This is a genomic window from Roseobacter litoralis Och 149, assembly GCF_000154785.2.
In the GTDB taxonomy this organism is placed as follows: Bacteria; Pseudomonadota; Alphaproteobacteria; order Rhodobacterales; family Rhodobacteraceae; genus Roseobacter; species Roseobacter litoralis.
The window spans coordinates 1,896,120-1,923,060 of sequence record NC_015730.1 but is presented as its reverse complement, the minus strand read 5'-3'; the positions used below and the strand labels follow the sequence as shown (position 1 = coordinate 1,923,060).

At 56.4% G+C, this 26,941-nt stretch carries 26 protein-coding genes and 1 tRNA gene; 10 read left to right on the top strand and 17 right to left on the bottom strand.

Annotated elements, in window-relative coordinates:
• Nucleotides 1-687 precede the first annotated feature (687 nt).
• From RLO149_RS09080 to RLO149_RS09070, 3 genes are read right to left on the bottom strand one after another with little or no spacing between them, the layout of a single operon-like run.
• Nucleotides 688-1,725, bottom strand: coding sequence for an ABC transporter substrate-binding protein (locus tag RLO149_RS09080; RefSeq protein WP_013961783.1), 1,038 nt, complete (start codon nucleotides 1,723-1,725; stop codon nucleotides 688-690).
• A 3-nt stretch (nucleotides 1,726-1,728) separates the two neighbouring features.
• Nucleotides 1,729-3,255, bottom strand: coding sequence for an SLC13 family permease (locus RLO149_RS09075; protein WP_013961782.1), 1,527 nt, complete (start codon nucleotides 3,253-3,255; stop codon nucleotides 1,729-1,731).
• A 60-nt stretch (nucleotides 3,256-3,315) separates the two neighbouring features.
• A complete protein-coding gene (locus tag RLO149_RS09070) occupies nucleotides 3,316-4,140 on the bottom strand; it encodes a sulfotransferase family protein (RefSeq protein WP_013961781.1) in 825 nt (274 codons plus the stop codon).
• A 296-nt stretch (nucleotides 4,141-4,436) separates the two neighbouring features.
• Here RLO149_RS09070 and RLO149_RS09065 point away from each other — a divergent pair, with 296 nt between their 5' ends.
• The 3 genes from RLO149_RS09065 to RLO149_RS09055 all read left to right on the top strand — a co-directional run bounded on the left by RLO149_RS09065 (nucleotide 4,437) and on the right by RLO149_RS09055 (nucleotide 9,254).
• The gene (locus RLO149_RS09065) at nucleotides 4,437-5,051 is read left to right on the top strand and encodes a nucleotidyltransferase family protein (RefSeq protein ID WP_013961780.1); all 615 of its coding nucleotides are present in this window, start codon (nucleotides 4,437-4,439) and stop codon (nucleotides 5,049-5,051) included.
• A gap of 272 nt (nucleotides 5,052-5,323) precedes the next feature.
• Nucleotides 5,324-8,050 carry an EAL domain-containing protein gene (locus RLO149_RS09060; protein WP_013961779.1) on the top strand — a complete coding sequence of 909 codons (2,727 nt, stop codon included), beginning with the start codon at nucleotides 5,324-5,326 and terminating at the stop codon, nucleotides 8,048-8,050.
• Nucleotides 8,051-8,348: 298 nt separating this feature from the next.
• Nucleotides 8,349-9,254, top strand: a complete 906-nt coding sequence (locus tag RLO149_RS09055; protein WP_044025273.1) for a glutaminase — start codon at nucleotides 8,349-8,351, stop codon at nucleotides 9,252-9,254.
• Nucleotides 9,255-9,414: 160 nt separating this feature from the next.
• Here RLO149_RS09055 and RLO149_RS09050 read toward each other — a convergent pair.
• The 11 genes from RLO149_RS09050 to iscR all read right to left on the bottom strand — a co-directional run bounded on the left by RLO149_RS09050 (nucleotide 9,415) and on the right by iscR (nucleotide 17,861).
• Nucleotides 9,415-9,491, bottom strand: a tRNA-Arg gene (locus RLO149_RS09050).
• Between the two features lie 196 nt (nucleotides 9,492-9,687).
• Nucleotides 9,688-10,908: a cysteine desulfurase gene (locus RLO149_RS09045; protein WP_013961777.1), complete on the bottom strand. Its 1,221-nt coding sequence runs from the start codon at nucleotides 10,906-10,908 to the stop codon at nucleotides 9,688-9,690.
• Entirely contained in the window at nucleotides 10,901-11,494 is a 594-nt protein-coding gene (locus RLO149_RS09040) for a YIP1 family protein (RefSeq protein ID WP_245538152.1), read from the bottom strand. The genes RLO149_RS09045 and RLO149_RS09040 overlap by 8 nt, the downstream gene beginning before the upstream one ends.
• Nucleotides 11,494-11,979: a hypothetical protein gene (locus RLO149_RS09035; RefSeq protein WP_013961775.1), complete on the bottom strand. Its 486-nt coding sequence runs from the start codon at nucleotides 11,977-11,979 to the stop codon at nucleotides 11,494-11,496. Before RLO149_RS09035 ends, RLO149_RS09040 begins: the two co-directional genes overlap by 1 nt.
• A complete protein-coding gene (gene sufD / locus RLO149_RS09030; RefSeq protein ID WP_013961774.1) occupies nucleotides 11,979-13,259 on the bottom strand; it encodes a Fe-S cluster assembly protein SufD in 1,281 nt (426 codons plus the stop codon). Before sufD ends, RLO149_RS09035 begins: the two co-directional genes overlap by 1 nt.
• Nucleotides 13,259-14,014, bottom strand: coding sequence for a Fe-S cluster assembly ATPase SufC (gene sufC, locus RLO149_RS09025; RefSeq protein ID WP_013961773.1), 756 nt, complete (start codon nucleotides 14,012-14,014; stop codon nucleotides 13,259-13,261). The genes sufD and sufC overlap by 1 nt, the downstream gene beginning before the upstream one ends.
• Nucleotides 14,015-14,085: 71 nt before the next feature.
• Nucleotides 14,086-14,400, bottom strand: a complete 315-nt coding sequence (locus tag RLO149_RS09020) for a heavy metal-binding domain-containing protein (protein ID WP_013961772.1) — start codon at nucleotides 14,398-14,400, stop codon at nucleotides 14,086-14,088.
• Nucleotides 14,397-14,750: a hypothetical protein gene (locus RLO149_RS09015; RefSeq protein ID WP_013961771.1), complete on the bottom strand. Its 354-nt coding sequence runs from the start codon at nucleotides 14,748-14,750 to the stop codon at nucleotides 14,397-14,399. The genes RLO149_RS09020 and RLO149_RS09015 overlap by 4 nt, the downstream gene beginning before the upstream one ends.
• Before the next feature lie 8 nt (nucleotides 14,751-14,758).
• Complete coding sequence (sufB, locus tag RLO149_RS09010; RefSeq protein ID WP_013961770.1) at nucleotides 14,759-16,297, bottom strand: Fe-S cluster assembly protein SufB; 1,539 nt, start codon at nucleotides 16,295-16,297, stop codon at nucleotides 14,759-14,761.
• Between the two features lie 15 nt (nucleotides 16,298-16,312).
• Complete coding sequence (locus tag RLO149_RS09005; RefSeq protein ID WP_013961769.1) at nucleotides 16,313-17,356, bottom strand: cysteine desulfurase family protein; 1,044 nt, start codon at nucleotides 17,354-17,356, stop codon at nucleotides 16,313-16,315.
• Between the two features lie 31 nt (nucleotides 17,357-17,387).
• On the bottom strand, nucleotides 17,388-17,861 hold the full coding sequence (gene iscR, locus RLO149_RS09000; RefSeq protein WP_013961768.1) for a Fe-S cluster assembly transcriptional regulator IscR: 474 nt from the start codon (nucleotides 17,859-17,861) through the stop codon (nucleotides 17,388-17,390).
• A 178-nt stretch (nucleotides 17,862-18,039) separates the two neighbouring features.
• Here iscR and RLO149_RS08995 point away from each other — a divergent pair, with 178 nt between their 5' ends.
• The 4 genes from RLO149_RS08995 to RLO149_RS08980 all read left to right on the top strand — a co-directional run bounded on the left by RLO149_RS08995 (nucleotide 18,040) and on the right by RLO149_RS08980 (nucleotide 20,838).
• Nucleotides 18,040-18,693 carry an alpha/beta hydrolase gene (locus RLO149_RS08995; RefSeq protein ID WP_013961767.1) on the top strand — a complete coding sequence of 218 codons (654 nt, stop codon included), beginning with the start codon at nucleotides 18,040-18,042 and terminating at the stop codon, nucleotides 18,691-18,693.
• 3 nt (nucleotides 18,694-18,696) lie between these two features.
• Nucleotides 18,697-18,939 (top strand): hypothetical protein, encoded by a 243-nt coding sequence (locus tag RLO149_RS08990; RefSeq protein ID WP_013961766.1) that lies wholly within the window; start codon nucleotides 18,697-18,699, stop codon nucleotides 18,937-18,939.
• Nucleotides 18,932-19,519 (top strand): HD domain-containing protein, encoded by a 588-nt coding sequence (locus RLO149_RS08985; protein ID WP_013961765.1) that lies wholly within the window; start codon nucleotides 18,932-18,934, stop codon nucleotides 19,517-19,519. The genes RLO149_RS08990 and RLO149_RS08985 overlap by 8 nt, the downstream gene beginning before the upstream one ends.
• 104 nt (nucleotides 19,520-19,623) lie before the next feature.
• Nucleotides 19,624-20,838: an NADP-dependent isocitrate dehydrogenase gene (locus RLO149_RS08980; RefSeq protein ID WP_013961764.1), complete on the top strand. Its 1,215-nt coding sequence runs from the start codon at nucleotides 19,624-19,626 to the stop codon at nucleotides 20,836-20,838.
• Nucleotides 20,839-20,863: 25 nt separating this feature from the next.
• Here RLO149_RS08980 and RLO149_RS08975 read toward each other — a convergent pair whose 3' ends face one another.
• On the bottom strand, nucleotides 20,864-21,070 hold the full coding sequence (locus RLO149_RS08975) for a DUF6356 family protein (RefSeq protein WP_013961763.1): 207 nt from the start codon (nucleotides 21,068-21,070) through the stop codon (nucleotides 20,864-20,866).
• 116 nt (nucleotides 21,071-21,186) lie between these two features.
• On the opposite strand from RLO149_RS08975, the gene RLO149_RS08970 reads away from it, so the two are divergent.
• The 3 genes from RLO149_RS08970 to typA all read left to right on the top strand — a co-directional run bounded on the left by RLO149_RS08970 (nucleotide 21,187) and on the right by typA (nucleotide 23,926).
• Entirely contained in the window at nucleotides 21,187-21,642 is a 456-nt protein-coding gene (locus RLO149_RS08970) for an Lrp/AsnC family transcriptional regulator (protein ID WP_013961762.1), read from the top strand.
• A gap of 19 nt (nucleotides 21,643-21,661) precedes the next feature.
• A complete protein-coding gene (locus RLO149_RS08965) occupies nucleotides 21,662-21,997 on the top strand; it encodes a DMT family transporter (RefSeq protein WP_013961761.1) in 336 nt (111 codons plus the stop codon).
• A gap of 111 nt (nucleotides 21,998-22,108) precedes the next feature.
• The gene (gene typA, locus RLO149_RS08960) at nucleotides 22,109-23,926 is read left to right on the top strand and encodes a translational GTPase TypA (RefSeq protein WP_013961760.1); all 1,818 of its coding nucleotides are present in this window, start codon (nucleotides 22,109-22,111) and stop codon (nucleotides 23,924-23,926) included.
• A gap of 32 nt (nucleotides 23,927-23,958) precedes the next feature.
• Here typA and RLO149_RS08955 read toward each other — a convergent pair whose 3' ends face one another.
• A complete protein-coding gene (locus tag RLO149_RS08955) occupies nucleotides 23,959-24,246 on the bottom strand; it encodes a DUF1330 domain-containing protein (protein WP_013961759.1) in 288 nt (95 codons plus the stop codon).
• A 4-nt stretch (nucleotides 24,247-24,250) separates the two neighbouring features.
• On the bottom strand, nucleotides 24,251-26,908 hold the full coding sequence (alaS, locus tag RLO149_RS08950) for an alanine--tRNA ligase (RefSeq protein ID WP_013961758.1): 2,658 nt from the start codon (nucleotides 26,906-26,908) through the stop codon (nucleotides 24,251-24,253).
• Nucleotides 26,909-26,941: the final 33 nt, after the last annotated feature.

Below are 26,941 nucleotides of genomic sequence, written 5' to 3'. Positions count from 1 at the left end.
CTCGATTGTGGTGTGCGCATCAAAGTCTGGCGCACAAACGAAAACCGCTTGGGCGGAACCCAAGCGGCTTAACGTGTTGAAAGGGGGTGGATTAATTAAACTGAGAGTGATATCTTTTGTTAAATATCAGGAGGTTGCTGCGCCTCAAGAATACGGTTCCAGTCGTCTAAGACTTCGAAAAACTGGTTCGTAACTTCTCCGTGTAGCTCCGCCAACTTGATCTAAACCAGTGACTTAAGACTTCGGGCAACAAGCGCGCCGCAAAGTGAGGCACAAGCCCATGAAGCTGTCGGCCTACCTTTCTTCGTCGAGACACGGCGTCTATTTTGTCCGCTGGCCTCTGCCCGTTGTTGAAGATCAAGGCCGCTCAACTGACAGTTCATTAAAAACCAAATGCCCTGCTTTGCAAGGCCAAGGCGGCAAAGCCAGCGATGTGGAGCGTTCATTCCCGAGCGACATATTGCGCGGACTGGATCGAATTCTCCGTACCACGAGAATGGGCAACGCGGTATCACACGCCTGTTCCGTTGATTTGCCCTTCGTGGGACACGCGTGATTTCGATCTGAATGCGCGGTCATAGTACTTTCCCGGACGCGCACGTATCCCCTGTTCTATTTCAGTGGCCTAGCCGACGGGCATGTTTCGCTGCGCGACGAAAGAAAGACGGCACGGCAGTGTTTTGGCACTTATCGTTCGAATGTGTTCGTCGCGCGGGCGAAGGCTTCATAGACCTGCGGCAACATCAACCCATGGCGCGCGAGCCGCTCTTGTGACATCGAGACAAGAAACTGCAAATTGTCACGCGCCGGAATTTCTGTTGCGGCCTGCCCACTGATCAGCAGGCCCGCCAACTCGGCGGCGACTTGCCCCTGTTCGATGGGCGATGCACCGACAGAAAAGGTCGCGCCATCTTCTGTGTTGAATACATTCATGCCGATCACCGGGATGCCCGCGTTGGCCTCGGTCCACGCCATGACCTCTTGTGCCGGTACAAAACCTGCTTCCGTGTCAGACCGTTTCAATTGGCGATAATTTGTGACGATGATGATATCCGCCATGCCTTCGGAGCGGCGCACTTCTTCCTGCCACGCGGGATAGTTGTCCACGGCAACTGAGGCGGTGTAAACCAGCGGCGACCAGTCGAAACCATCGACGTTGGGCCGATCGCGGATCACTGAGACCGACCTGTCCATCACATATCTGATGCGGATGGGCCGGCTACCGTCCCATGGTGCGCTTGCGACACCCGTCTGCCGCAGCGCTGCAATCGCATCACGGACCGGCCCCATGGCGCGGTTTTCGCGAATACCGGTGACATTCGTGGCGCTGTCATAGCCAAACGCGGATACAGGCCCGTTGATCCCGGCATAGACGATCTTGATCGTCGGGTGGTTGGCGTAGTCCTGCATGACCAATGCATGGGCGAGGTTATCGATTGCAATGACGACATCGGGCTTCCAACGCTCCACGGCATTGCCAGCCTGCACACCAGCCCGGCGCAGGGAATCTGCGTCTGAGAACTTCTTGGTGTACATGTAATGCGCATTCAGATGCACATCGCTCCAGGAGCGCGTGACTCTATCCAGACCTTCGATGACGCCAGCAGTCCAGGCGTAGTCAGGCTCGTAACTTTGCAACACCAGCACGCGCGGTTTGCCAGCGTGATAGGTGAGCGCCCCCCCAAGCAGGGTCAGGATCACGATAATACTAAGGACACGTATCATGGTTCAGAGTATCCCGAGGCTTTTCCAGAACGGAATGGATGCTAAAATAGCACCAACCCGCAATGCCACAATGGCGATGCGCTGGATCGTCAGGCGCGTCAAAGAGATGGTGCGACCGGGATCTTTGCCAATGCCGGTCGCATGTCGGAAGGCCACATGCATCGGTGACTGAAAATCAAAGATCAATGCATCATTCAGCATCAGAATGGAAAATCCGACAACCCACGCGGACACGCCAGAGGCTTCGGCCAGTGGCAACAGTGCGGTCACCAGTACAAGCGTGACCGCCGTTTGCGGAATGATAATCCGCGCCGTCACGATCACCCCCGCCAGAATGAGAATGAAGGTGGCAAAATCCTGCCGCAGAATATCCCCCAGCCACGAAATTTCGGTGACAAGCAGGTCGGTCAGACCGAGATGTGCCGCGGTATTCGTAAAGCCCACAAGCGCGCCCAGCAAAAAGATGAACGACCAATCAATTTCGGACACAAAGTCGGATTTATTCATGATCTGAACACAAAACAGCAATGACAGGATCAGAAAAGCCAAAACCGGCGCCGGTATCAGGTGCATCGGCGTGGTCAGAACGCCGACACCCAGCAAGACAATACCGCCAATCGCACCCCATTCGCGCTGCGACAGTTTTTCGGATGGGGTAACAACCTCAGCGCCCTGCCCGGCCGGGGTTTTGCCCTCCGCGAGGGCTTCGAACTCCTTGCGTGACAAGGCTTTGGTCGCACTGCCAAGGTCCTTGGTATCTGTTTTTTTAATTCTGGTGGCGTCAAATGACGTGAGGAGTGCAATCACGATATAGCCGGCAATCATCACGGCAATCGCAACTGAGGCCGCCGTAACCCAATCAACGAATTGAAAGGCGACGCGTTCCTGTTGGGGCAACATCGAATAGACGATCAGGTTGACCGGGGCGGCCGTCAGAAAGGCCGCAGTCAAAAGCGTCACGCCATCCAGCCCCCCCATAAAGATCAATGTACGGCCCTTGGTCCCGATCTGCGGGCCGATCCGCTCTTCCAATTGCGCGACCAAAGGCGCGACGACGGCGAGGCGGCCAGCAGGTGACGGCAGAAATGGGGTGAGCAGCAGACCCCCAAAAAACAACGTGCCGCTATATGCCAGCACATTCCCCGGAAGGCGGTTGATCATCAACGCAGCACAGCGATTGACCAGCCCGGATGTGCGGATCAACGCCCCCAACCCCAGAATTGCAATGATGAGCAAATACCCAAAAGAGGAAAATCCGCTCAAGACGATTTCCGGCGGCGCGGCACCGACCAGAAGGATCATGACCACCGCCAAAAGTCCGGGCACGAAATCCGGCAGAAGGCTGAAAGGCCACATGACCAGCGGCAGCGAAATAATAGCCAGAAATACCGCTGAGTTTGAGGCCATTCCCGCATTGCGCAGCGCAAAAAAGACGCCAAAGGGGACCACGAGGCAAAGACACCACCCCAAAACCTCCACAATCGGTGGCGGGCCCGTGTGGCGCACGGATGGTTGGGTCTTATCACTCATGATGTCGCCCCTTTTGCGAACAGGTCAACGCAAGCCGGAGAAAAACGCAAATTCATCCGCCTAGTCATGGCTCAAATCCTCAACAGGCTGTTTCATGCATTTCGCAGTGCCCGGCAGGGACGTGGACAAAGCACGGTAGCGGTCAAAAACGCCCAAGTTCATGAGTGTTTCATTTTCCTGCACAGAGATGACACCCGCAGGTTTCATTGGGGAAATACCTGTGGCCCTGATCACAGGTTCATGCGCTTGCGGCGTGAGAAAGGCCTCGGGCTCATTCGGCAGAACGACCCCGGATCCCTCCGCCCCGAAGCCGGGTTTTCTATCCCAACCTTCCAAGGCGTCCAGCGGGAATTCTCGCCCCATCACTGCAAAGAGCGCCGCAAGTTCCGCTTGGGGGCTCTGGCATAGGTCTTCATAAAACATGGCATATGACGGAACTCCGGCTGTTGATGCCGTCCCGACGCAGCGCTGACACGCGGCCCAGGATTGTGCGAAGACCTCGGGCGATGTGCGCCCCTCCCAATAATAGCGCCAGGATGCCCATACTGCCGCCGGATCGCGCAACAGCACAACCAACGCGATACGATCCGCAGGCAAATTCGAGGCCAGCAATTCGGCCAAAGGGTCATAGGTTGTCTCTTCAAAGTGGAACGGTCCGAAAGTCTCCTTCATGAAGATCGCACGATCCTCAATATTGGCTGGCGGATACCACGGATGCTCCTGCCCCTCGTAGCGCCAGCGGCGCGCATTCTTGATCGGTTGAAAATATGCAGGCACCCCAGCATGGCCGAAGGCGCGCAACAGTATCGTTGATCCACTGCGGCACGGGCACACCAAGAGTAACACGCGGTCGGGCGTCGTCTCCCACTGTGAGACGAGCGGCATGTGGGGTTTACGTGCGGCGCTGGATGTCAAAATAAAAGCCTGAAATCAATAAACTCAATGACGCGGTTCACCTTACTATACATGGAAATATCAACATGTCATTCCCCACTGGGTTGTAAATTCTCAGGTATCAGGCGGGATGCTCAAATGACCTGAAACCGCGTGCACGCTTCTGTCCTGCCCGTTTAACACGAATTCAACCTTACTGTTCTTGCGTTTTCGCTGGCCACACCAGCCATTTATGCGTCCAATCCTGCAATCTGTAACAGTGTGGTTAAGTGGTTTATACTGAACGGATGAATTCCAAAGCCTCATCCTCTGTGCCCATCATCCTTCTCGCCGCCGGCGCATCCAGCCGGATGCGGGGACGCGATAAATTACTGGAGGATATTGACGGCGTCCCACTGTTGCGGCGACAAGCCGCGCGGGCAGTAGACGCAACGCTTGGACCTGTTATCGTGACGCTTCCCCCGAAGCCAAACCCGCGTTGGGAGGTTTTGGCGGAGCTCAATGTGACACGCATCGCGGTTCCCGATGCCGCGCTCGGGATGAGCGTGAGCCTGCGGCGCGGGCTTGCACAGGTCTCTGAAAACGCTGATGCGGTGATGGTGTTGCTGGCGGATTTACCGGAACTGACGACAGACGACCTGATCACTGTGCTGGGTCGTGTAACAAGCGCCAGCGATGCTCTCATCTGGCGTGGAACGACATCCGATGGCGCCCCCGGCCACCCGATTGTCTTTTCCAGATCGTTGTTTGCGGAACTGGCATCTATTACCGGTGATACCGGTGGCGCGACGGTTGTTGCGCGTCATCTGGACCAGACAGCATTCATCCGCCTTCCCGGCATTCGCGCACGGTTGGATCTCGACACTCCCGAAGACTGGGCGGCGTGGCGCGCACCCGGATAAGGCCACCGGGCATGTCGACGTTTTTGAGACGGTGGGACCCCCCCCTATTGAGCGGCCAAAATGCATATTTTCGCAAACTCGGCGTCATTGAATCATCGGTATATCCGACATCTGGCCGGGGTCTCGCTCTTGCGACGCCGTGTATCTTCGAGGCCGGAAAAGAGCACGCCCGGGCGCGTCCCTGTCGCCGCTCCTTCAAAAAATATTAAGAGGAATCAATGTAAATAACCGACTTGGGCCAGGAGGCAGCAATCATATGCAGCAAACGTGCAATGTCTGATATCAGTGAGCTGTGGATAATCCTGTGCGCCCTCATCGTTCTCGATCTTCAATGTGGATTTCTTTGCCTTGAGGCTGGTACAGTTCGCGCCAAAAACGCAGGGAACGTTGCACTAAAGAACATCAGTGACATTTGCTGTGTTGCGACGGTTTATTGGCTGGTTGGCTTTGGCATCATGTTTGGCGCCAGTGCCGGAGGTCTGTTTGGTACCACGGGTTTTTTTCTTCCACTTGACAATTCATCGGGTGAAACCGCGGCACTGTTCTTTTTCCAACTTGCCTTTGCGGCAACGGCGGCAACCATTGTTTCCGGCGCTGTTGCGGAACGGGAACGCTATGTCGGCTATGTTATTTACTCTCTCTTTCTAGGCGCTTTGGTCTATCCGGTTGTTGGCCACTGGGTCTGGAGTGGCGCAATCCTTTCTGAAACGCAGGGCTGGTTGCAACAGACCGGTTTTCACGACTTTGCCGGCGGAACGGTCGTCCACAGCGTCGGCGGTTGGGCGGCACTCGTCGCAATCTGCATCGTCGGCCCCCGGCTGGGCCGTTTTACGCATGTGCGCCGACGCTTTGAGGGCAGCTCAACTGCAATGAAAGCCCTTGGTGCCGTCTTTTTGTGGATTGGATGGGGCGCATTCAATGGCGGCAGCGCCCTGTTCTTTGGTGAGGCTGTCGGGCCGATTATCGCCAGAACCACGATTGGCGCAGCTGGCGGCGGTGTTGCCGCAATCGTCATCTCGCTCCTGATATACAGATATCCGCGCGTGGACATCATCATTAACGGTATTCTGGCGGGGCTGGTCGCCGGGACAGCAGGCATTGATGTCTATGACGCCACAGATGCATTTCTGGTCGGCGCAATCGGCAGCGTCGTGATGGTCATGGCGTTTGAGGTTCTTGAGGCATTTAAGATCGACGATGTGGTTGCTGCGGTCCCGGTGCATCTGGCTGCGGGTATTTGGGGAACGATGGCGGTCGCCTTGTTCGGGGACATGACTGTCCTGCCTGCCACCTCTCGCTTTGAGCAACTCGGCATTCAGGTCTGGGGCATTGCTTCCGTTGGCTTATGGGTCACCGGCACGCTCATTCCGGTTGCGCTTGTGCTTAAAAACATCGGTTTGTTTCGCGCCGCCAAACGGGACGAAGTTCGCGGCCTGAACCTTGCCGAAAACCACGAGCACAACGCCCTCTCAGAGGTCATTCAACAAATCAGAAGCCATCACAGGAAAGGCGAAATCGGCACACGGTTGATGATCGAACGGTCCAATGAAAACAGTGCTTTAGCCATCAGTTTTAACGGGGTTCTCGATAAAATCGAAGGCGAAATCAGCACCCAGCTCCAACGGCTGAACGAAGAACGCGAGATGCGAGTTCTTGCCGAAAACTCATTTTCCGCACTTCGTAAGGTTCAGGAAGAAAGCGCTTGGGCCGCACGTCATGACGCACTGACAGGTTTGGGGAACAGAGTGTTGTTGGAGGAAGTTTCAAATTCAAGCAATGCACTGCAAATCGGCGGCATTCTTTATGTTGCGATTGACCTTGACCGTTTCAAGGATGTGAACGACAGCTTCGGTCATGAAGCCGGTGACCGGGTGCTGGTCACCATCGCAGATCGATTGCGCGCCAGATTGCGGCGTGGTCAGGATTTTGCCTTCCGGATCGGCGGTGATGAATTCATTGCGCTCGTCGATTTTGACGGGGATGAGGGACAGGCCCAGCACTATTGCGATGATCTCGTCGATGCGCTCTGCGTGCCGACAAACTTCGGCCCTACCCAGCTGAAGACCGGCGCTTCGATTGGTTTCGCGATCGCGAACCGGGACGAACAGGGAGTGGAAACACGAAGACGCGCTGATCTTGCGCTATATGAAGCCAAGGCGCACGGGCGCAATCGCGCCGTCGCCTATGCATCGACAATGGGCGCATTGCAAGATGAACGTCTGGAAATGCTCAATGATTTCAAACTGGCCTTTGAGCGTGCTGAAATATCAATACAACTTCAACCGCAAGTCTGCGCTCAATCGCGCGACGTGCTCGGATGTGAAGTGCTGGCCCGTTGGGAGCATCCGAAGCGTGGTCGTTTGTCGCCGGACGTATTCCTGCCCTTGGCCGAAGAGCTCGGCCTTACCGCACGGCTCGATGCAAGGATATTCACGCTGGCAATGGATGCATGGGCGGATATGACAGCGGCTGGTATTGATATGCCGGGTATTTCGATAAATGTATCGGTCCAGCGATTGGCGGACCCTGCGCTCCTCGCCGATATCAAGGAACATCTTCCATTCCCCGGAACGCTCACCATCGAGATATTGGAGACCGCCTTCATCGAAGACGGCAGCGAAGACGTGCAGGATCGCATCTGGGAGTTAAAAAGCCACGGTGTGAATGTTGAGGTTGACGATTTTGGCACAGGGAACGCCAGCATCGCCGGTGTTCTGGAGCTTCGACCGGACAGGTTGAAAATCGACCGTGTATTTGTCCCCGGCATAGACCAGAACCGCGAGCGCGGAAATCTGGTTAAAGGCATGATCGATATGGCTCACAGTGTCGGCACTGAAGTCACCGTCGAAGGCGTCGAAACTGAGGCCGAAGCTGCTGCATTGGTAGCCGCTGGCGCGGACGCACTGCAAGGATATCTGTTCGGCCGCCCGATGCACTTGCCTGACTTTATTACGTGGATGGAAAAGCGGGAAACCTCACCGCAAAAATTGTCTGGATAATCTGGTTTCACCAATCACAACAAAAACGGCTTTTTAAAAGAGCTGGATTTCGCGGCATCCAAGCCGCTTTTTGCGTTTCACCAGAGTAAAACACTCCGGACCTACTCTCATTAAAAAGCGCGGTTGAGAGCGGCGCGGGTTAGACTGTCAGAGCGCACCAGAGCGGAAAACGGTCGAAGCGATAGCTGCAATGGTAAACGCTGGGATTGTGCCTCCATACCGCTATAAAGGAAGTGAATTCCGGCTGGGTAGTCCACTTTTCTACAGATCTGCAGCAGTGTTTTCACGATGGGAGGCAATGTTGGAAGAAATCATCAAGTCCATTGCGGCAGACGTATTTCAACAAAACGACTGGGGAGAACCGGCTCAGTATATCCCGGAGCTTGCCGCAGTTGATCCTCAGCAATTTGCAATCAGCGTCTGTTTGGCCGACGGCAAAGTGATCAGCGCCGGATCTCCGACCAAACCTTTCTCTATTCAGAGCATTTCAAAAGTCTTTGCCCTTGTCGCAGCACTTGGACGGGTTGGTAATCAACTATGGAGCCGCGTTGGACGGGAACCGTCAGGCACTTCTTTCGATTCCGTGGTCCTGCTGGAAAGGGAAAATGGCCGTCCCCGAAACCCTTTCATCAATGCAGGTGCTATCGTCACGACAGATGCGCTGCTTTGCGGAAGGCAACCCAAACTGGCGCTGGCCGAAATACTTGGGCTTGTCAGACAAATGTCGGGCTCTGACAGCATTTACATAAATGACGCCGTAGCTGCGTCCGAGCAGAAAACAGGTTCACGTAACAAAGCGCTTGCCTATTATCTGAAGTCCCATGAGAACCTATCGAATGAGCCTGACCTGACCCTCGGAACCTATTTTCATCAATGCGCGATTGAGATGACAACGGAGCAATTGGCGATGGCCGGTCGCTCGTTAGCAGGCCTTGACGGCGCTCCGAAAGTAATATCGCAAAAACATGTCAGGCGGGTGAATGCATTGATGATGACCTGTGGGCATTACAACGGCTCCGGTGATTTTGCCTTCCGGGTCGGACTGCCGGGGAAAAGTGGGGTCGGCGGAGGTCTCTTGATCATAGCGCCCAATGTGGCGTCCGTCGCCATCTGGTCGCCGGGCCTGAACCATTACGGCAATTCCTACGCTGGCACGCGCGCCGCGGAAATGCTCTCAAGAGCGACCAACTGGTCGGTGTTCTAATCGTACGACAAAGCTGCCCTTGAGACGTGATCAGGGCAGAATGGATCCGGCCGCTTATCAATGACGTGATGTGTTTTCGGGATGCATCGGCGCAAAATTTTTACAGATGGGGTAACAAAAATCACCGTCTTGTGCCTGCTTTAAACAGAGACGAGAAATATGGCGGTCCCAGCAGGATTCGAACCTGCGACCTCACGCTTCGGAGGCGTGCACTCTATCCAGCTGAGCTATGGGACCGCATTTTGCACATTACTGTGCGGGTATCTTTGCGGGTTTATCTGCGCAAGTCCTTTTTGTGTCTCTTTGCAGCCTGTCTAGCTTCCTTCGCACCGCCTTCGTCGGGCAGCGCCGCACATGATCAAGTCAAGCTGCATGCAACGCTCGTATAAACCGCGCTCATCAGTCCTGCAATTGCAAAATCACCGCGTGCAGATCAAGCGAACAGATCATGCGCCAATTCCAACGCATCAACGAAAACGTCCACCTCCTGCTTGGTATTGTACAGCCCGAAGGATGCCCGACAAGTCGCAGAAAGGCCCATGTGCTGCATCAGCGGACCAACGCAGTGTTGCCCTGCCCGCACGGCGACGCCTTTTTTGTCCAGAATGGTTGAGACGTCATGCGCATGCGCGGCCCCTTCCAGGGTGAAGCTGAAGATCGCCGCTTTGTCCGGGGTCGTTCCCTGCACCTGCAACCAGTTTAACCCGGCGAGCCGTTCGACGGTGTAATCTCGCAAGGTATCCTCGTAGGCTGCGATATTATCCATGCCGAGGTTCATCATGTATTCCAGCGCGACGCCAAAACCGATTGTCTGAACGATACCGGGCGTGCCAGCCTCAAACATCAGGGGCGGGTCGTTGTAAATCACCGCCTCCTTGCTGACCTCTTTGATCATATCACCACCACCGATGAAGGGGCGCATTTCCTTCATCCGCTCCGATTTCACAAAAATGGCGCCGGACCCCGATGGCCCGTAGAGTTTATGGCCCGTGATCGCATAAAAATCACAATCAAGATCCTGCAGATCCACCGGTTGGTGCACCGCCGCCTGCGATCCATCCACCAACACAGGAACGCCGCGGGCATGCGCCTCAGCCGTGATGGTTTTTACATCAACTTTAGTTCCTAATACATTGGAAAGATGTGATATTGCGATCAATTTTGTCTTTGATCCTATGGCATCAATCACGGCTTGGGGGTCCAATGCGCCGGTGCTGTCCACATCGACCCATTTCAAAACTACGCCCTGCCGTTCGCGCAAAAAATGCCAGGGAACGATATTGGCGTGATGTTCCATCACCGACAGGACGATCTCATCACCTGCCTGCAGACGCGGCATGGCCCAGCCATAGGCAACCATATTGATGCCTTCGGTCGTGCCCGAGTTCAGGATGATTTCATCTTCTGATTTCGCATTGAGGAATCTGGCAATTACACCGCGCACGCTTTCATAATTGTCCGTGGCCAGATTGGACAAATAATGCAGCCCGCGATGCACATTCGCATATTCATTCGCATATGTGTTGCTGATGGCATCAATCACCACCTGTGGTTTCTGGGCCGATGCCCCATTGTCCAGATAGACCAGCGGCTTGCCATTGACTTCACGACCAAGGATCGGGAAATCTTTGCGAATTTCAGTCACATCATACATTCATAGGTACTCCAACGGCGGATACACCGATCATGGATAGCAAAAAGGTCAGGACAGCCATCAAGGCAACTGCCCCAAGAAACAACACAGCAACCGCGCGCATCAGTGAATTGAGCCGCAAGGCTGCATTTATGAAATGAACAAACACCCACAGCGTCGCAACACCGATGAACAGAACCAGAAAACTCGCCAATACAGGCGCCAGGATCAACCCGATCAGAACGGCCACCTGCGCGACCGCACGCAAGGCCTGCAGCCACAGCAAAAGGATCATCAAATCCTCGACGCGGCCCTCGCCGCCCAGCATGCGACCCGTCCAATAAATGGCATAGACGGTGGCGATAAACCCGCCCGCAGCAATCGCGCAATACATGAACGGATTGCCGACAATGCCGTTCAGGGGCGGCGGCACGGGGATGATCATATTCGACAGCGTCGACAGGATGGTCACAATGACACTGATCAGCGCGATCGCCGTCCATAAGGCTTCGCGCGGCACATTCCACGCCAGCACGATTTGCGCGGCAGCTTTAGGGTCCCGCACTGTCAGCAAAGCCAGATCAGGGAAACTCATAGGTTTGGTCATCATTCTTGTCCACGCTCCGCTGCAATCAACCCGCCTAACCAGAACCAGCAAAAGAACGCAAACCACAAAAAGCCGACAGCCTGTAATTCAATTCCCGGGCCTACAAACCCTGCGACCAGCCCATTCAGAAGCATCAGAGGCGATGAAGCAAGCAATGCCCAAAAGAGCGCCAGCCGTGCCCCGTAATGGGTGCCCTGCCCTCTGAACAGTTTTGCCACAAGATGCGTCACCGCCGCCAGACAATAAAGAACCAATGGCGCGATCAGCACCCAGGCCATCAGGGTCGCGCCCATCAGCATGTTGAGGTCTTCACCGCTCAGGTGCGCTTCACGAGCAAGGCGCGGCATTTGGGCAATGAAAACGATAATGCACCCGGACATGAGATAGGCCAACGCCCGGTCTTCGCGTTGGCCAAGCGCCAAAAGCCCAGTCACAACACGACCGGGCCCCCGATAGGTAGCGGAGATATTGCGGGTAACCGCCATTACTTACGATGACGCTCCAGCCAGCCTGCGAGACGATCAACGATCTCAGCACGCAGTGTTTCATCTTCGATCTCATCCACCGCTTCGGCAAGAAACGCGAGTGTCAGAAGGTCGGTCGCTGGCCCATGAGGGATCCCGCGCGAGCGCAGATAAAACAACGCCGTTTCATCAATCGCACCGGATGTAGACCCGTGCGAACAGGCGACATCATCGGCGTATATCTCAAGCTCCGGCTTGGCGAGGAACTGGCTGTCCTCATCCAGCAGCAGCGACTGACTGATCTGATAGCCATCCGTTTTCTGCGCACCCTGTTTGACCAGAATCTTGCCCTGAAACACACCCGTCGCGCCGTTGCGCAGCACCTTCTTGAAGACCTGACGGCTCTCGCAGTTCACAGCGTCATGGGTGATGAATACGGTGTCATCGTGGTGAAAATCACCATCCCCAACGCAAGCGCCCGCCACATGGGCCACCGCATCATCGCCCTTAAGTTCAATGATACATTCGTTCCGTGTCATGACCCCGTTGGCAGTGAGCGTGAAAGATTTGAACACGCTTTCCTGTCCAAGGCGCGTGAAGATATGGGTCGCCGCCCGGCGCTCATGATCCCGCCCTTGCGCCCGCACATGGTGAAAGACGCCCTGATCGGCAACGTCGACTTCCATCACTTTATTAAAACGCGCCGCCGCCGGACCACTTTCAAGGATCGTGACTTCCGCACCGGTGTCCACCCGGATCACATGGTGCAGAATGGCATCAGAGGTTTCTGACCGGTGGTGGTATTGCAGGTTGATCGGCTTTGAAACCTTGCCTGTGACGTGGATCAGCACGCCGTCCGTTGCAAACGCCGTGTTCAGCGCCGCCAACGGTCTGTGCACAGGTGTCTGACCATTCGTTTCGAGCACGCCGTAAAGGTCACGCGCCCAGTGAATATCGGTGTTTGCTTCCGCAAGCCGCTCGATCGTGAGGCCCTCAAGTGTCAGATCATCAGATGCATCCGCATCAAATACTCCATCCACGAAGACGATCTTTATGCGCTCGACCTCGCCAAATAACGGGCTCTCGTCATTGTGAAACAAGGCTGCAGGGATCGCGCCGGGCTGCGTCAACGAATCCGGTCGCGTGTAACGCCAGTATTCGTCCTTGCGTTCCGGAAGCCCCATCGCAATGACCCGCGACAGCGCATCTTTGCGCGCCGTCTGCGACCATCCACCCGTCGGCATGTCGAGAGACGCAAGCCGTGCCTCTGTTGTGCTGGTTTTCAGTGCTGCGTCGGCCATTACGCCACCTCTGCCAGAATGTCGGCATAGCCGTTATGTTCGACTTCAAGCGCCAGTTCAGGGCCACCGCTTTTTACGATACGTCCGTCGGACATGATGTGCACATAGTCCGGTTTGATATGGTCCAGCAGCCGCTGGTAGTGCGTGATCACGAGGAAGCCGCGCCCCTCGTTGCGCAGCGCGTTCACGCCTTCAGCCACAAGTTTCATCGCATCCACGTCCAGACCGGAATCGGTTTCGTCCAAGATGCACATCTTGGGCTCCAACATCGCCATCTGCAGGATTTCGTTGCGCTTTTTCTCACCGCCCGAAAAGCCGACATTGACAGGCCGCTTGAGCATATCCGCGTCGATCTTCAATTCCTTGGCACGCGCGCGCACCACCTTGAGGAATTCAGCGGCTGACATTTCCTCCTCGCCGCGCGCCTTGCGTTGTGCGTTTACCGCTGTGCGCAGGAACGTCATGTTGCCGACACCGGGGATTTCCACGGGGTATTGGAATGCCAGAAACAGGCCAGCTGCCGCGCGCTCTTCGGGGTCCATGTCGAGGACGTCTTCGCCCTCCAGCTCTGCGGATCCGGCGGTGACCTCATAGCCGTCCTTGCCCGAGAGCACATAGGACAAGGTGGATTTGCCCGACCCGTTGGGACCCATGATGGCATGCACTTTGCCTGCTTCAATCTCAAGATCGACGCCTTTGAGGATTTCCTTGTCTTCTTCTTCCAGTTTGACCTGCAGGTTTTTGATGCTCAGCATTTTTCTTCCCTTATATCTAATCGCACAGAGGCGTTTTATTTCAGTGCCTTGCGGCGCGTTCTTTAAGTCGGTTACGTTATGGTCACGGCCGTGCCCGATACAGAGACCATCAGCATGCTGTCCCCGATTACCTCATAGTCGAGATCAATGCCCACGACGGCATTGGCCCCAAGTGCCGCGGCGCGTTCTTCGATTTCGGCCATAGCCTCGGTCCGAGCATCTTGCAGCTTGCTCTCATAAGCACCGGAGCGTCCACCAATCACATCCGTGACCGAGGCAAAAAAATCCCGCACGATATTCGCGCCCATGATCGCCTCGCCGACAACGATGCCCTTATAGGCGGTGATCGTGTGACCTTCGACAGTGTTGGTAGTTGTGAGGATCATTCGTCTTTGTTCCACCTGTCGAAGTCGCCTCGCGCCTTCGCTTCAGCAATCTGCTTTTCCTTTCGAGCGGTGTCATTTTGCCTCGCTGCTTCAGCACGCTTCGCTCGCCGGGCGCTCTGAACCGAGGCGACAAACGTCATCGTTGTGAAGGCGAGCACCAATGGCAGAAACAAGCAAACGACAGTTTTCGCAAAAAGCGGCATCGACGAAACGTCGTTTGCGCCGAAAAAAACCATGAGTCCGACAGCAGACAAAAAGCCTACGAGTAGCGCCTCCCGACCTCCATCGTTTGCGCGCGGCGTTCGCAGATCATTCAACGTTGCATGCGTATCAATTTCGTTCCCAGCCATTTTTTGAACTAGCCCACCGAGCCTTCGAGCGAAATCGCCACCAGTTGCTGCGCTTCCATGGCGAATTCCATGGGCAGGGCCTGCAACACGTCCTTGCAGAACCCGTTCACCACCAGCGCCACGGCCTCTTCTTCGTCCATACCGCGCGAGCGGCAGTAGAACAGCTGGTCGTCATCCACTTTGGAGGTCGTCGCCTCGTGCTCCACCCGTGACGAGTTATTCTTGACCTCGATGTAGGGCACCGTATGTGCGCCACAGTTCCCGCCAATCAGCAGGCTGTCACATTGGGTATAGTTGCGCGATTCCTTGGCTTTGGGGTGCATCGATACCAGTCCACGATATGTGTTCTGCGCCTTGCCCGCCGAAATACCTTTGGACACGATCCGCGACTTGGTGCGTTTGCCCAGATGGATCATCTTGGTGCCGGTGTCGGCCTGCTGCATGTTGTTGGCGATGGCGATGGAGTAGAATTCACCCTGTGAATCATCCCCGCGCAGAATGCAGGACGGGTATTTCCACGTCACGGCGGATCCGGTCTCAACCTGCGTCCACATCACCTTGGCCCGGTCGCCCCGGCAATCGGCACGTTTGGTCACGAAGTTATAGATGCCGCCCACGCCATTTTCATCACCGGGATACCAGTTTTGCACGGTGGAGTATTTCACCTCGGCGTCTTCTTCGATGATGATCTCAACCACGGCGGCGTGCAGTTGTGCGATGTCACGTTGCGGCGCAGTGCAACCTTCAAGGTAGGACACGTAAGAGCCCTTATCCGCGATGATCAACGTGCGCTCAAACTGACCGGTGTTTTCGGCATTGATGCGGAAATAGGTCGAAAGTTCCATCGGGCAGCGCACGCCCGGCGGCACATAGACAAACGATCCGTCCGAGAACACAGCCGAGTTCAATGTCGCATAGTAGTTGTCAGACACCGGCACGACCGAGCCAAGATACTTCTTCACCAGTTCTGGGTGATCCTTGATCGCTTCGGAGATTGAGCAGAAGATCACGCCCGCCTTCATCAACTCGTCGCGGAACGTCGTTCCGAGGGACACAGAATCAAACACAGCATCCACAGCAACCTTGCGCGGCTCATCGCCCAGTTCTTCGGCGCCTTCGACACCGGCGAGGATCATCTGTTCCTTCAGCGGAATGCCGAGTTTCTTGTAAGTTTCCAATAGCTTGGGGTCGACCTCATCCAACGACTTCGGCTTGACCTCCATCGACTTGGGACGCGCATAGTAATATTGATCCTGAAAATCGATTTCAGGGTAATCGACCATGGCCCATTTGGGTTCTGTCTTTTGCAGCCAGCGGTCATAGGCGGCCAGACGCCATTCCAGCATCCATTCAGGTTCTTCGTTCTTTTCAGAGATCAGACGCACGATGTCCGGGCTCAGGCCCTTGGGCGCATATTCCATTTCGATGTCTGTGGACCAGCCGTGTTTATACTTGCCGCCCACTTCACGCACGGCGTCAACCGTGTCCTGATCAACGCCTTCTTTGACCTGAGTATCGTCGGTGATCGGCTGGTCTAATGCTGTCATCGTATCCTCCAGTGCTCACGCCGCGCGGGCGCGAAATTTCTTTTCTTTTTCAAGCCAGGTCTGCGCAAACTGCAGGACCTCATTTTTCGTCGTTTCCAAACCCAAAGACACGCGAATGGCGCAGCTTGCGGTTGCTTCATCCAGTCCCATCGCGCGCAGAACACTGCTGGCTTTGACCTTGCCGCTGGAGCAGGCGGAACCTGCGCTGATGGCGAACCCGGCGAGATCCATCTGGATCACCTGAGCCTCGCCTTTCCAGCCCTGCGTGGCAAAACACAACGTGTTGGGCAGACGGTTAACGTCTTTCCCGATAAAAATAGTTGTCTTTGTCTCGGCTGCAAGGGCGTTTTCTAGAATCTTTCTAAGTTCTTTGATTTCTTCCCAACGCCCGGCGTCCAGATCGCGCTTTGCCGCGCGCGCCGCGGCCGCAAAACCAGCGATTCCAATCAGGTTTTCAGTGCCCGACCGGCGGCCCATTTCCTGCCCGCCGCCCTTGATCTGCACGGGTATGTCCTGACCACGGCGCAGCACTAAAGCACCGACGCCCTTGGGACCCCCGAGCTTATGGGCGGAGATCAGCGCCATGCGTGCCCCGCTTGCATTGAAATCTAGCGGCACCTTTCCAAAGGCCTGTGTCATGTCGCTCACGGCGAGGCCTTCGGGTAAGTTCTGCAAAATGCCGGTTTCCGAATTGGCCCGTTGTAAGGCCGAATGCGCCGGATCATGAATCGAGACGCCGCCCTGCGGGTCCACTTGTAACTGCGGCGCACACCACGCGCGCACCGCGTCATGCTCGATATCGCTGGCTTTCAAATCGCGCCCGGCACATGCAAGTGCCGCGGCTTCGGTGGCGCCAGAGGTGAATATGATTTCTGCATCCTGGGCGCACAATGCCTCGGCGATATCGCGACGCGCGCGCTCCATCATGCCTTTTGCCGCGCGCCCTTCGGCATGCACAGAGGATGGATTGCCCACCACATCCATTGCAGCAAGCATCGCCTCCCGCGCCTCGGGGCGCAGCGGTGATGTCGCATTGTGATCGAGGTAGATACGTCTCACATGTCGGCTTTCTAAAATCGTTGCGCGTGCGTCACGCGTGCTCTGATGGCTCGTCTACGATGTCAAACAGGTTGGGCACAGCCGGACAGGGCGCGAGTTCGTTGGCAATCACATCCGACAACCGCGTTTGATGCAGGAACACGTAAACATGTGCACTCAGGCTCTCCCACAAGCGGTTGGTCAAGGACTGCGCCTGACTGCCCGACGCGCCGCCAGAAGCGCCTGCCCCCTTGTGCATCGCGTCAACGGTCTCATCGACAGCGCTGAGAATTTCCACAACCCGAATGTCAGACGGGGATCTTTTTAAACGGTATCCCCCCCCCGGCCCACGCACGGAAGTAACGAGGTCTGCGCGGCGCAGTTTGACAAATAACTGTTCCAGATAAGCCAGTGAAATTGCCTGACGCGTTGCGATATCGCCAAGCGACACCAGTTTATCACCCGGCTGCATTGCAATATCTGCAAGTGCCACCATCGCATACCGCCCTTTTGTCGATAGCTTCATCGCAATTCCCCGATATGCGCGTCGCGGTCAATTGATTGACGTGGGACGCGTTAAACCTTAAGGCCATAGTCCGCAGCAGGTCTTGTCATCTGCGATCTAATTAGAACCGTTCTAAGGTCCCCATGCGAACTCGTCAAGAATTCAGGTGGGGCTGGCGACACAATACACAGGGACACTCATGCCTGAGGTCATTTTCCCCGGCCCCGAGGGTCGGCTAGAAGGTCGTTACCACCCCCAAAAAGAGCGCGATGCGCCGATTGCGATTGTCCTGCACCCGCACCCTCAATTTGGCGGCACGATGAACCATATCATTGTGCACCGCATGCATTACGCATTTTATAACATGGGATTCACCGTCCTGCGGTTCAATTTCCGCGGTGTCGGCCGCAGTCAGGGCGAATATGATCAGGGGATCGGTGAATTATCCGACGCCGCCTCCGCGCTGGATTATCTGCAGTCGATGAACAACAATTCCAAACACTGCTGGGTTGCCGGGTTTTCCTTTGGCGCTTGGATCGGGATGCAATTGCTCATGCGTCGCCCCGAGATCACCGGATTTATTTCCGTGGCACCCCCTGCAAACATGTATGACTTTTCGTTTCTTGCCCCCTGCCCGTCCTCTGGCCTTGTGATCAACGGCACGGCAGACCGCGTGGCCCCACCCAGCGATACCGAAGCCCTCGTCAGCAAGCTGCACGAGCAAAAAGGCATCACAATCACCCATGAGCAGGTCGAGGGTGCCGGGCATTTCTTTGAAGAGCCGCATCTTGAAACGCTGATCGACACAACAACGGATTACGTCAAACGTCGGCTGACCGAAACGTCACGGTAGGCCATGGGTATCGTGGAAGATGTCGCCGATGAACTGGCGCTTGAAAGCCTAAAAATCATAAACGCCACGGGCGATGATGCTTTCGTGCAGCGGGTTGCAGACACCATTGGCGGCTCTTCGCAAACCATGGAAGAGGCCTATCTGACTGCTGTGCGGGTCAGACGGGCCGAACAGCGTGCCCGCGAGGTTCTGGGCAAGATCAAAGAAGACCTCGCGCGCAGCTTGCCGGCCCCGAAGGATGAGTGATCGGCTGGCAGCACAGATCGCCTTTCTGAGCGAGGCGGACCAGTTGAAATCGGTCATGCGCGCCTCACGGCTGCATGACAATTCCCGCTATGAAAACTCCGCCGAACACTCGTGGCACGTGATGCTCTATGCCTTCGTGCTGGCGGATCAGGCGGGTCCGGACGTGCGCATCGACCGGGTGCTCAAGATGCTGCTGCTGCATGACATCGTAGAAATCGACGCGGGCGACAACCCGATCCACGGGACTGTGGATGCTGCCGCACAAGAGGCGCAGGAACAAATCGCGGCGGATCGCCTGTTCGGCCTGTTGCCAGAAGATCAGGCAAAGGCGTTCCGCGAAATCTGGGATGAATTCGAAGCGGCCGAAACCCCGGATGCAGTTTTTGCCAAATCCATCGACCGGGTACAGCCGCCTATTTCCAACATGGCAAACGGCGGCGGTTCATGGCTTGAATATGGCGTCACCATCGATCAGCTTTCACAGCGTGTGGGCACACCTGTTCAAAAAGGCGCACCGCGTCTTTGGCAGTGGTTGTTTCCGAAACTGGAAGCATTTTTCCAAAAGATGTCCAAGAAATAAACTTTGACGCTTTTTCGGTATACATTTGTATACTTAAATCTATGCAGCCCCCATGAATTGCGCTATGGCCACCGTGACACCCAGCTAAGAAGCAGGAGATTCCGGTGACAAAGATCAAAGTGCAAAACCCCGTTGTGGAACTCGATGGGGATGAAATGACCCGCATTATATGGGATTTCATCAAGCAAAAGCTGATCCTGCCTTATCTGGACGTTGATCTGAAATACTATGATCTGGGCATGGAATCCCGCGATGCCACGGATGATCAGATCACCGTGGATGCAGCCCATGCGATCAAGGAACACGGTGTCGGGGTCAAATGCGCGACGATCACGCCAGATGAAGCTCGCGTCGAAGAGTTCGGCCTGAAACAGATGTGGCGCTCGCCCAATGGCACGATCCGCAACATTCTGGGCGGGGTGATCTTTCGCCAGCCGATCATTTGCCGGAACGTGCCGCGCCTCGTGCCGGGCTGGACGAAACCCATCGTTGTGGGGCGACACGCCTATGGCGATCAATACCGCGCGACAGATTTCAAGTTTCCCGGCAAGGGTAAGCTGACCCTCAAATTTGTCGGAGAAGACGGCACGGAGATTGAGCGTGAGGTCTTTGACGCGCCCGACAGCGGTGTCGTGATGGCGATGTACAACCTCGACAAATCCATCATCGACTTTGCGCGCGCGTCCCTCAACTATGGTCTCAATCTGGGCTGGCCCGTGTATCTGTCCACGAAAAACACCATTCTGAAACAATATGACGGACGGTTCCTCGAACTCTTTGCGCAGGTTTTCGAAGAAGAGTTCAAGGAAAAATTCGAAGCTGCTGGCATCTGGTACGAACACCGTCTGATTGATGACATGGTCGCCTCTGCCATGAAGTGGTCGGGTGGGTATGTCTGGGCTTGCAAGAATTATGATGGCGATGTGCAGTCAGACACGGTCGCGCAGGGCTTTGGATCACTGGGGCTGATGGCGTCAGTGCTGATGACACCGGACGGACAGGTCGTCGAATCCGAAGCCGCGCATGGCACCGTCACCCGCCATTATCGCCAGCACCAGAAAGGCGAAGCGACCTCGACCAATTCAATTGCCTCGATCTACGCATGGACAGGCGGGTTAAAGCACCGCGCCAAGCTTGACGACAATGACGCTTTGCTCAATTTCGCCGAAACGCTGGAAAAAGTGGTCGTGGATACAGTCGAAAGCGGGTTTATGACCAAAGACCTCGCGCTGCTGGTGGGGCCAGATCAACGCTGGCTGACAACACAAGGGTTTCTGGAGAAAGTAGAAACGAACCTGAACAAGGCGCTGGCGTGTTGAGCAGCTTCAGCGTCACAGGTCGCTGCTACTGACCCCGGTTATGCGTACGTTCGTAAAGGTTCCTGATGATCGTCGATGCCGTTTTTTCAAACAGGCAGGGAATAAAGGCATGCACCAACGCTGCGCCCCCTGCCGCAAGTAAAAGCCCGGCAAAGCGAAGCGCAAAGGCCATATGCTGCAAAAACGTCTCATCGACTGCGGCGGGATGAGCAAGAAAAATACGTTGGAACATGATGACCTCCGTTGACTGTCAGGCATTTATACCGTGATGCCGTGCAACCAACTTCCCATTTATCTGCGTTATTGGTACGTAGTGCGGGAAATATTCACAAGATATTGGGAATAGTTGTGACATTTGATGACATAGATCGCCGCTTGCTTCACCTTCTTCAACGCGATGCAAGCCTGTCGCTGGAAGCGATCAGCGATTCTGTGAACCTCAGCCGCAACGCGTGCTGGCGGCGGATCAAGGCGCTGGAAAGCGCGGGGGTCATCACGGATCGTGTCGCATTGCTTGATCCGGATAAACTGGGCCTTGGCCTCACGGTTTTCATGTTGATCCGCACCAGCACCCATTCCGAAGCCTGGGTGCATGAATTTCGCGCCGCAACGCGCGATATGCCCGAGGTTTTGGGTGTGTATCGCATGACCGGAGAGCTTGATTACTTGATCCGTGCGCGCGTGGCGGATATGGCGGATTACGACCGATTGTACCAATCACTTATCCGGCGTGTGGCCTTGTCTGACGTGTCTGCCAGCTTCGTGATGGAGCAGATCAAAGACACGCACTGTCTGCCGGTCTAACGCCAGAAGGGCCGCTCTCATGCCGATGCATTACCTCTATCTGATTCTCGCCGTTCTGTTTGAAACGATCGGCACCACGGCCCTTCAGGCCAGTCAGCAGTTCACCCGCACAGGTCCCACCATCGTCGTTGTGATCGCCTATGGGCTGGCCTTCTTCCTGCTGGGCCTGACCCTCAAATTCATGCCCGTTGGCGTCGTCTATGCGATCTGGTCGGGCTTGGGCATCGTCTTTATCGCCTGCATTGGCTTTGTGGTTTTCGGTCAACGACTCGACCTGCCAGCGATCATCGGATTGGGGCTTATTCTGTCGGGAATTCTCGTCATTCACCTGTTGTCAAATACCACGCAGCATTAACTCTGCGCGGTTCCGGGGCGATTATCGCTGGCTTTCTGGCAGGCTGCGCGGTATGCGGCCCCAAAAGCTGCGCCGAGCGGCGCGCATATTCAGTTAAATCGAGGCACTCTCATGGACCTGCGAAACATCGCAATTATTGCTCACGTCGACCACGGCAAAACCACATTGGTGGATGAATTGCTCAAGCAATCGGGCACGTACCGAGAAAACCAGGCGACCACAGAACGGGCGATGGACAGCAATGATCTGGAGCGCGAACGCGGTATCACCATTCTGGCCAAAGCGACATCGGTGGAATGGAAAGGCACGCGCGTCAATATCGTCGACACCCCCGGCCACGCGGATTTCGGCGGTGAGGTTGAGCGTATCCTGTCGATGGTCGACGGTGTGGTGCTGCTGGTCGACGCCGCCGAAGGGCCGATGCCGCAGACGAAATTCGTCACCTCCAAAGCGCTGGCCCTTGGCCTGCGCCCGATTGTTGTGCTGAACAAGGTCGACAAACCAGACGCCGAACCTGACCGCGCGCTGGATGAGTGTTTTGACCTCTTTGCCAACCTTGGTGCGGATGATGACCAGCTGGATTTCCCGGCCATGTATGCCTCAGGGCGTTCTGGCTGGGCAGATGTCGAGTTGGATGGTCCGCGCAAGGACCTTTCAGCGCTGTTTGATTTGATCGTCGAACACGTCCCTGCCCCGGCGCAGCTGGCACAGCGCGACGAACCGTTCCAGATGCTGGCAACAACACTGGGCGCTGACCCGTTCATCGGCCGCATTCTGACAGGCCGGGTTGAGGCCGGGACCGTGAAAGCGGGCGAAACCGTCAAGGCGCTGAGCCGGGATGGCTCGCAGATCGAATCCTTTCGTGTGACCAAAGTGCTCGCCTTTCGCGGGCTGAACCAGCAACCGATTGATCTGGCTGAAGCGGGCGATATCGTCAGCCTCGCAGGCATGTCCAAGGCAACCGTCGCCGACAGTATCGTCGCCCCGCAGGTCACTGAGGCCCTGCCGTCGCAGCCCATCGACCCGCCGACCATCACCGTCACCTTCGGCATCAATGACAGCCCGCTTGCTGGCCGCGATGGCAAAAAGGTCCAGTCGCGCGTCATCCGTGAACGGCTGATGAAAGAAGCTGAAAGCAACGTGGCGATCAAGATTTCGGACACGCCCGGCGGAGAGGCGTTCGAAGTTGCAGGGCGCGGCGAATTGCAAATGGGTGTTCTGATCGAAAACATGCGCCGTGAGGGGTTCGAATTGTCGATTTCACGCCCGCAGGTGCTGTTCCGCGACATAGATGGCGTGCGCCATGAGCCCATCGAGGAAGCGACCATCGACGTCGATGATGAATATTCCGGTGCTGTGATCGAAAAAATTACTGGTGCGCGCCGTGGTGAGCTTGTCGAAATGAAACCGGCTGGCGCGGGCAAGACGCGCATCGTGGCGCATGTGCCGTCGCGTGGGCTGATCGGCTATCATGGTGAATTCCTGACCGACACGCGCGGCACCGGTGTTCTGAACCGCGTCTTTCACGGCTGGTCGCCCCATAAGGGACCGATTCCGGGTCGCCGCGCGGGTGTCCTGATTTCTATGGAAAACGGAACGTCGGTGGCGTATGCCCTGTGGAACCTTGAGGAGCGCGGCAGGATGATGATCGGCGCGCAGGCCAACGTCTATACCGGGATGATCATCGGGGAACACAGCCGTGAAAACGACCTCGAAGTGAACCCGCTGAAGGGAAAGAAACTGACCAACGTGCGCGCTTCCGGCACGGATGAGGCCGTTCGATTGACGACGCCGATCACACTCAGTCTGGAAGAGGCAATTGCCTATATCGACGACGATGAGCTGGTCGAGGTGACCCCGACGGCCATTCGGTTACGTAAGCGTTATCTGGACCCGCACGAACGCAAGCGCATGGCGCGTGCTGGTTAAATCACCTTTTGCGCCCGGCGGTCTGTCGGGCGCTATTCGGTGGTTTCGATGATCATCAGATCCCGTTCAGATGCATCGCGCGCGTGGCTTAACGCCCGCTGATAGACCTCTGAATTATAACATTTTTCGGCCGATTCCACATCGGGAAACCGCGCAACCACATTGCGGGGGCGCGCCTGACCTTCCAGTTGCACAAACCGACCACCGCGGGCGATAAAATACCCGCCATGCGCAGCGATGGCCTCTGTGGCAAGGGCTGCGTATTTTCCATAGGCGTCCTCATCCGTCACCTTCACATGTGCAATCCAAAGCGCGCCCATCGATTTATCCTTTCAAAACTGTTTCCACGGCAGCGATCGCGGCATCCGCGTTGGAGGCATCTTTTGCCCCCCCCTGCGCCATGTCGGGCCGTCCACCGCCGCCTTTGCCGCCAAGGGCTGACACGGCGGCCTTGACGAGATCAACGGCGGATACTTTCTCCGTAAGGTCTTTGGTAACCCCTGCGGCAACGGCTGCTTTACCATCCGCATCGGCGATCAGTAAAACGACGCCCGATCCCATTTGTTCTTTCATCTGATCCACGAGCCCGGGCAGATCCTTGCCCGTCACGCCTGAAAGCACCTGCGCCAAGAGGGGCGTCCCTGCCACGTCTTTGACGTCCGGCGCGGCACTTCCGCTACCGCCACTCATCGCCAGTTCTCGGCGCAGCTGTGCAACTTCGTTGGACAGGGCGCGCCGTTCGTCCAAAAGGCTGCGCACACGCTCTGGCACATCAGCAGCCTGCGCCTTTAGATCCGACGCGACCTCGGCCAAACGCTGATCCTGCGCACGCAGATGCGCCAGCGCCGCAGCGCCCGTCAGGGCTTCGATCCGGCGCACACCGGCGCTGCTGGCACTATCCCCGAGCGCCACAAAAGCGCCGATGTCGCCGGTCTGGCGCACATGCGTTCCGCCACAGAGTTCCAGCGAATAGGTGTCCCCGTTCAAACCCTTCGCAGACCCTTCCTTGCGGCCCATGGACACCACGCGAACCTCATCGCCATATTTCTCACCGAACAGGGCCTGCGCACCCAGTTCCCGCGCGGCATCCGGCGTCATGATGCGGGTCTCAACCGGTGCGTTTTGGCGTATGTAGGTGTTCACGTCTGCTTCAACCCGTGCCAGTTCCTCACTGCTCAAGGCCTGCGTGTGGCTGAAATCAAAGCGCAACCGATCTTCTGCGTTCAAGGACCCGCGCTGCGCCACATGATCACCCAATGCCTCGCGCAGGGCCTCATGCAACAAATGCGTCGCCGAGTGATTAGCGCGGATCGCCGTGCGGCGGGCTGGATCAACCGCCAATTGCGCCGCCTCACCCACGGAAATGACCCCTTCGGTGACCTTGGCCGTATGCACGAAAACATCCGCAGTTTTGCGGCAATCCGTAACAGTTGCGGTTCCTTTAGCCGTTTTGATCACGCCTGAATCGCCGACCTGCCCGCCGCTTTCTGCATAGAAAGGCGTCTGGTTCAGCGCTATTTGAACGGTCTCTCCGGTTGTGGCCGTATCCGTCGCCGCGCCGTCCTGAACAAGCGCCACAATCTGCCCTTCGGCCACTTCGGTGTCATAACCAAGAAAGTCGGTTGTTCCTTCAGCGTCCGCCACGTCAAACCAGACCGTCGCATCCGCGGCCTCGCCGGTGCCCGACCAGGCGGCGCGCGCCTTGGCTTTCTGCGCGGCCATCGCAGCATCAAACCCGTCAGTATCAACGCCGCGCCCCTTTTCGCGCAGCGCATCCTGCGTCAGATCAAGCGGGAAACCATAGGTGTCATATAGCTTGAAGGCCGCAGCGCCGGGCAGATCATCGCCATCGGGCAGCGCGTTCAATTCGTCATCCAACAGCTTCAAACCGCGCTCAAGCGTTTGTTTAAAGCGGGTTTCTTCCTGTAAGAGCGTCTGCGTGATCATGCTTTGCGCCTGACCCAATTCAGGATAGGCAGCTCCCATTTGCTGCACCAATGCAGGCACCAGCTGGTGCATCAGTGGATCTTTTGCGCCCAATAGATGTGCGTGGCGCATGGCGCGCCGCATGATCCGGCGCAGAACATAACCGCGCCCGTCATTGGATGGCATCACCCCATCCGCCATCAGAAACGACGTAGACCGCAAATGATCTGCGATCACGCGGTGGTGCGTTTTGCATGGCCCATCGGGGTCAGTGTTGCTGGCATCGGCCGACGCCTCGATCAGGCTGCGCATCAGGTCGGTGGCATAGTTGTCGTTGGTGCCCTGCAACAAGGCCGCAACCCGCTCGATGCCCATACCGGTGTCGATGGACTGCGCGGTCAGATCACGGCGTGTTCCGTCTTCAAATTGCTCATATTGCATGAAGACGAGGTTCCAGATTTCAACGAACCGGTCGCCGTCCTCTTCTGGCGATCCGGGGGGCCCACCCCAGATGTGATCCCCGTGGTCGTAGAAAATCTCGGTGCATGGACCGCAAGGGCCCGTCGGTCCCATCATCCAGAAATTGTCATTCGTGGCGATCGGGATGATCCGGTCTTCGGGCACGCCGACCTTCTTCCAGATCGCGGCGGCCTCCTCGTCCGTGTGATAGACCGTGACGTAGAGACGCGATTTGTCGATGCCCAGATCACGGGTTACGAGGTTCCAGGCGAAAGGAATTGCGTCTTCCTTGAAATAATCGCCAAAGCTGAAATTACCCAGCATTTCGAAAAACGTGTGGTGCCTTGCCGTGTATCCGACGTTATCCAGGTCGTTGTGCTTGCCACCCGCGCGCACGCATTTCTGCGCCGTGGTGGCGCGCTTGTAGGCACGGGTTTCAACCCCGGTGAACAGGTTTTTGAACTGCACCATCCCAGAGTTTGCAAACATCAGCGTCGGATCGTTGCGCGGCACAAGCGGGCTGGAGGCCACGACCGAATGTCCCTGTTTCTCAAAGTAAGACAAAAAGGTTGAGCGAATATCGTTCAGCGTTTGCATGATGCGGGCCTTCGGGCGAGATATTTCAGTTCA

Coding starts and splice junctions, on each gene's coding strand:
- RLO149_RS09080 (WP_013961783.1), bottom strand. CDS start 1,725: ATGATACGTGTCCTTAGTATTATCGTGATCCTGACCCTGCTTGGGGGG.
- RLO149_RS09075 (WP_013961782.1), bottom strand. CDS start 3,255: ATGAGTGATAAGACCCAACCATCCGTGCGCCACACGGGCCCGCCACCG.
- RLO149_RS09070 (WP_013961781.1), bottom strand. CDS start 4,140: ATGCCGCTCGTCTCACAGTGGGAGACGACGCCCGACCGCGTGTTACTC.
- RLO149_RS09065 (WP_013961780.1), top strand. CDS start 4,437: ATGAATTCCAAAGCCTCATCCTCTGTGCCCATCATCCTTCTCGCCGCC.
- RLO149_RS09060 (WP_013961779.1), top strand. CDS start 5,324: ATGTCTGATATCAGTGAGCTGTGGATAATCCTGTGCGCCCTCATCGTT.
- RLO149_RS09055 (WP_044025273.1), top strand. CDS start 8,349: ATGTTGGAAGAAATCATCAAGTCCATTGCGGCAGACGTATTTCAACAA.
- RLO149_RS09045 (WP_013961777.1), bottom strand. CDS start 10,908: ATGTATGATGTGACTGAAATTCGCAAAGATTTCCCGATCCTTGGTCGT.
- RLO149_RS09040 (WP_245538152.1), bottom strand. CDS start 11,494: ATGACCAAACCTATGAGTTTCCCTGATCTGGCTTTGCTGACAGTGCGG.
- RLO149_RS09035 (WP_013961775.1), bottom strand. CDS start 11,979: ATGGCGGTTACCCGCAATATCTCCGCTACCTATCGGGGGCCCGGTCGT.
- sufD (WP_013961774.1), bottom strand. CDS start 13,259: ATGGCCGACGCAGCACTGAAAACCAGCACAACAGAGGCACGGCTTGCG.
- sufC (WP_013961773.1), bottom strand. CDS start 14,014: ATGCTGAGCATCAAAAACCTGCAGGTCAAACTGGAAGAAGAAGACAAG.
- RLO149_RS09020 (WP_013961772.1), bottom strand. CDS start 14,400: ATGATCCTCACAACTACCAACACTGTCGAAGGTCACACGATCACCGCC.
- RLO149_RS09015 (WP_013961771.1), bottom strand. CDS start 14,750: ATGGCTGGGAACGAAATTGATACGCATGCAACGTTGAATGATCTGCGA.
- sufB (WP_013961770.1), bottom strand. CDS start 16,297: ATGACAGCATTAGACCAGCCGATCACCGACGATACTCAGGTCAAAGAA.
- iscR (WP_013961768.1), bottom strand. CDS start 17,861: ATGAAGCTATCGACAAAAGGGCGGTATGCGATGGTGGCACTTGCAGAT.
- RLO149_RS08995 (WP_013961767.1), top strand. CDS start 18,040: ATGCCTGAGGTCATTTTCCCCGGCCCCGAGGGTCGGCTAGAAGGTCGT.
- RLO149_RS08990 (WP_013961766.1), top strand. CDS start 18,697: ATGGGTATCGTGGAAGATGTCGCCGATGAACTGGCGCTTGAAAGCCTA.
- RLO149_RS08985 (WP_013961765.1), top strand. CDS start 18,932: ATGAGTGATCGGCTGGCAGCACAGATCGCCTTTCTGAGCGAGGCGGAC.
- RLO149_RS08975 (WP_013961763.1), bottom strand. CDS start 21,070: ATGTTCCAACGTATTTTTCTTGCTCATCCCGCCGCAGTCGATGAGACG.
- RLO149_RS08965 (WP_013961761.1), top strand. CDS start 21,662: ATGCCGATGCATTACCTCTATCTGATTCTCGCCGTTCTGTTTGAAACG.
- typA (WP_013961760.1), top strand. CDS start 22,109: ATGGACCTGCGAAACATCGCAATTATTGCTCACGTCGACCACGGCAAA.
- RLO149_RS08955 (WP_013961759.1), bottom strand. CDS start 24,246: ATGGGCGCGCTTTGGATTGCACATGTGAAGGTGACGGATGAGGACGCC.
- alaS (WP_013961758.1), bottom strand. CDS start 26,908: ATGCAAACGCTGAACGATATTCGCTCAACCTTTTTGTCTTACTTTGAG.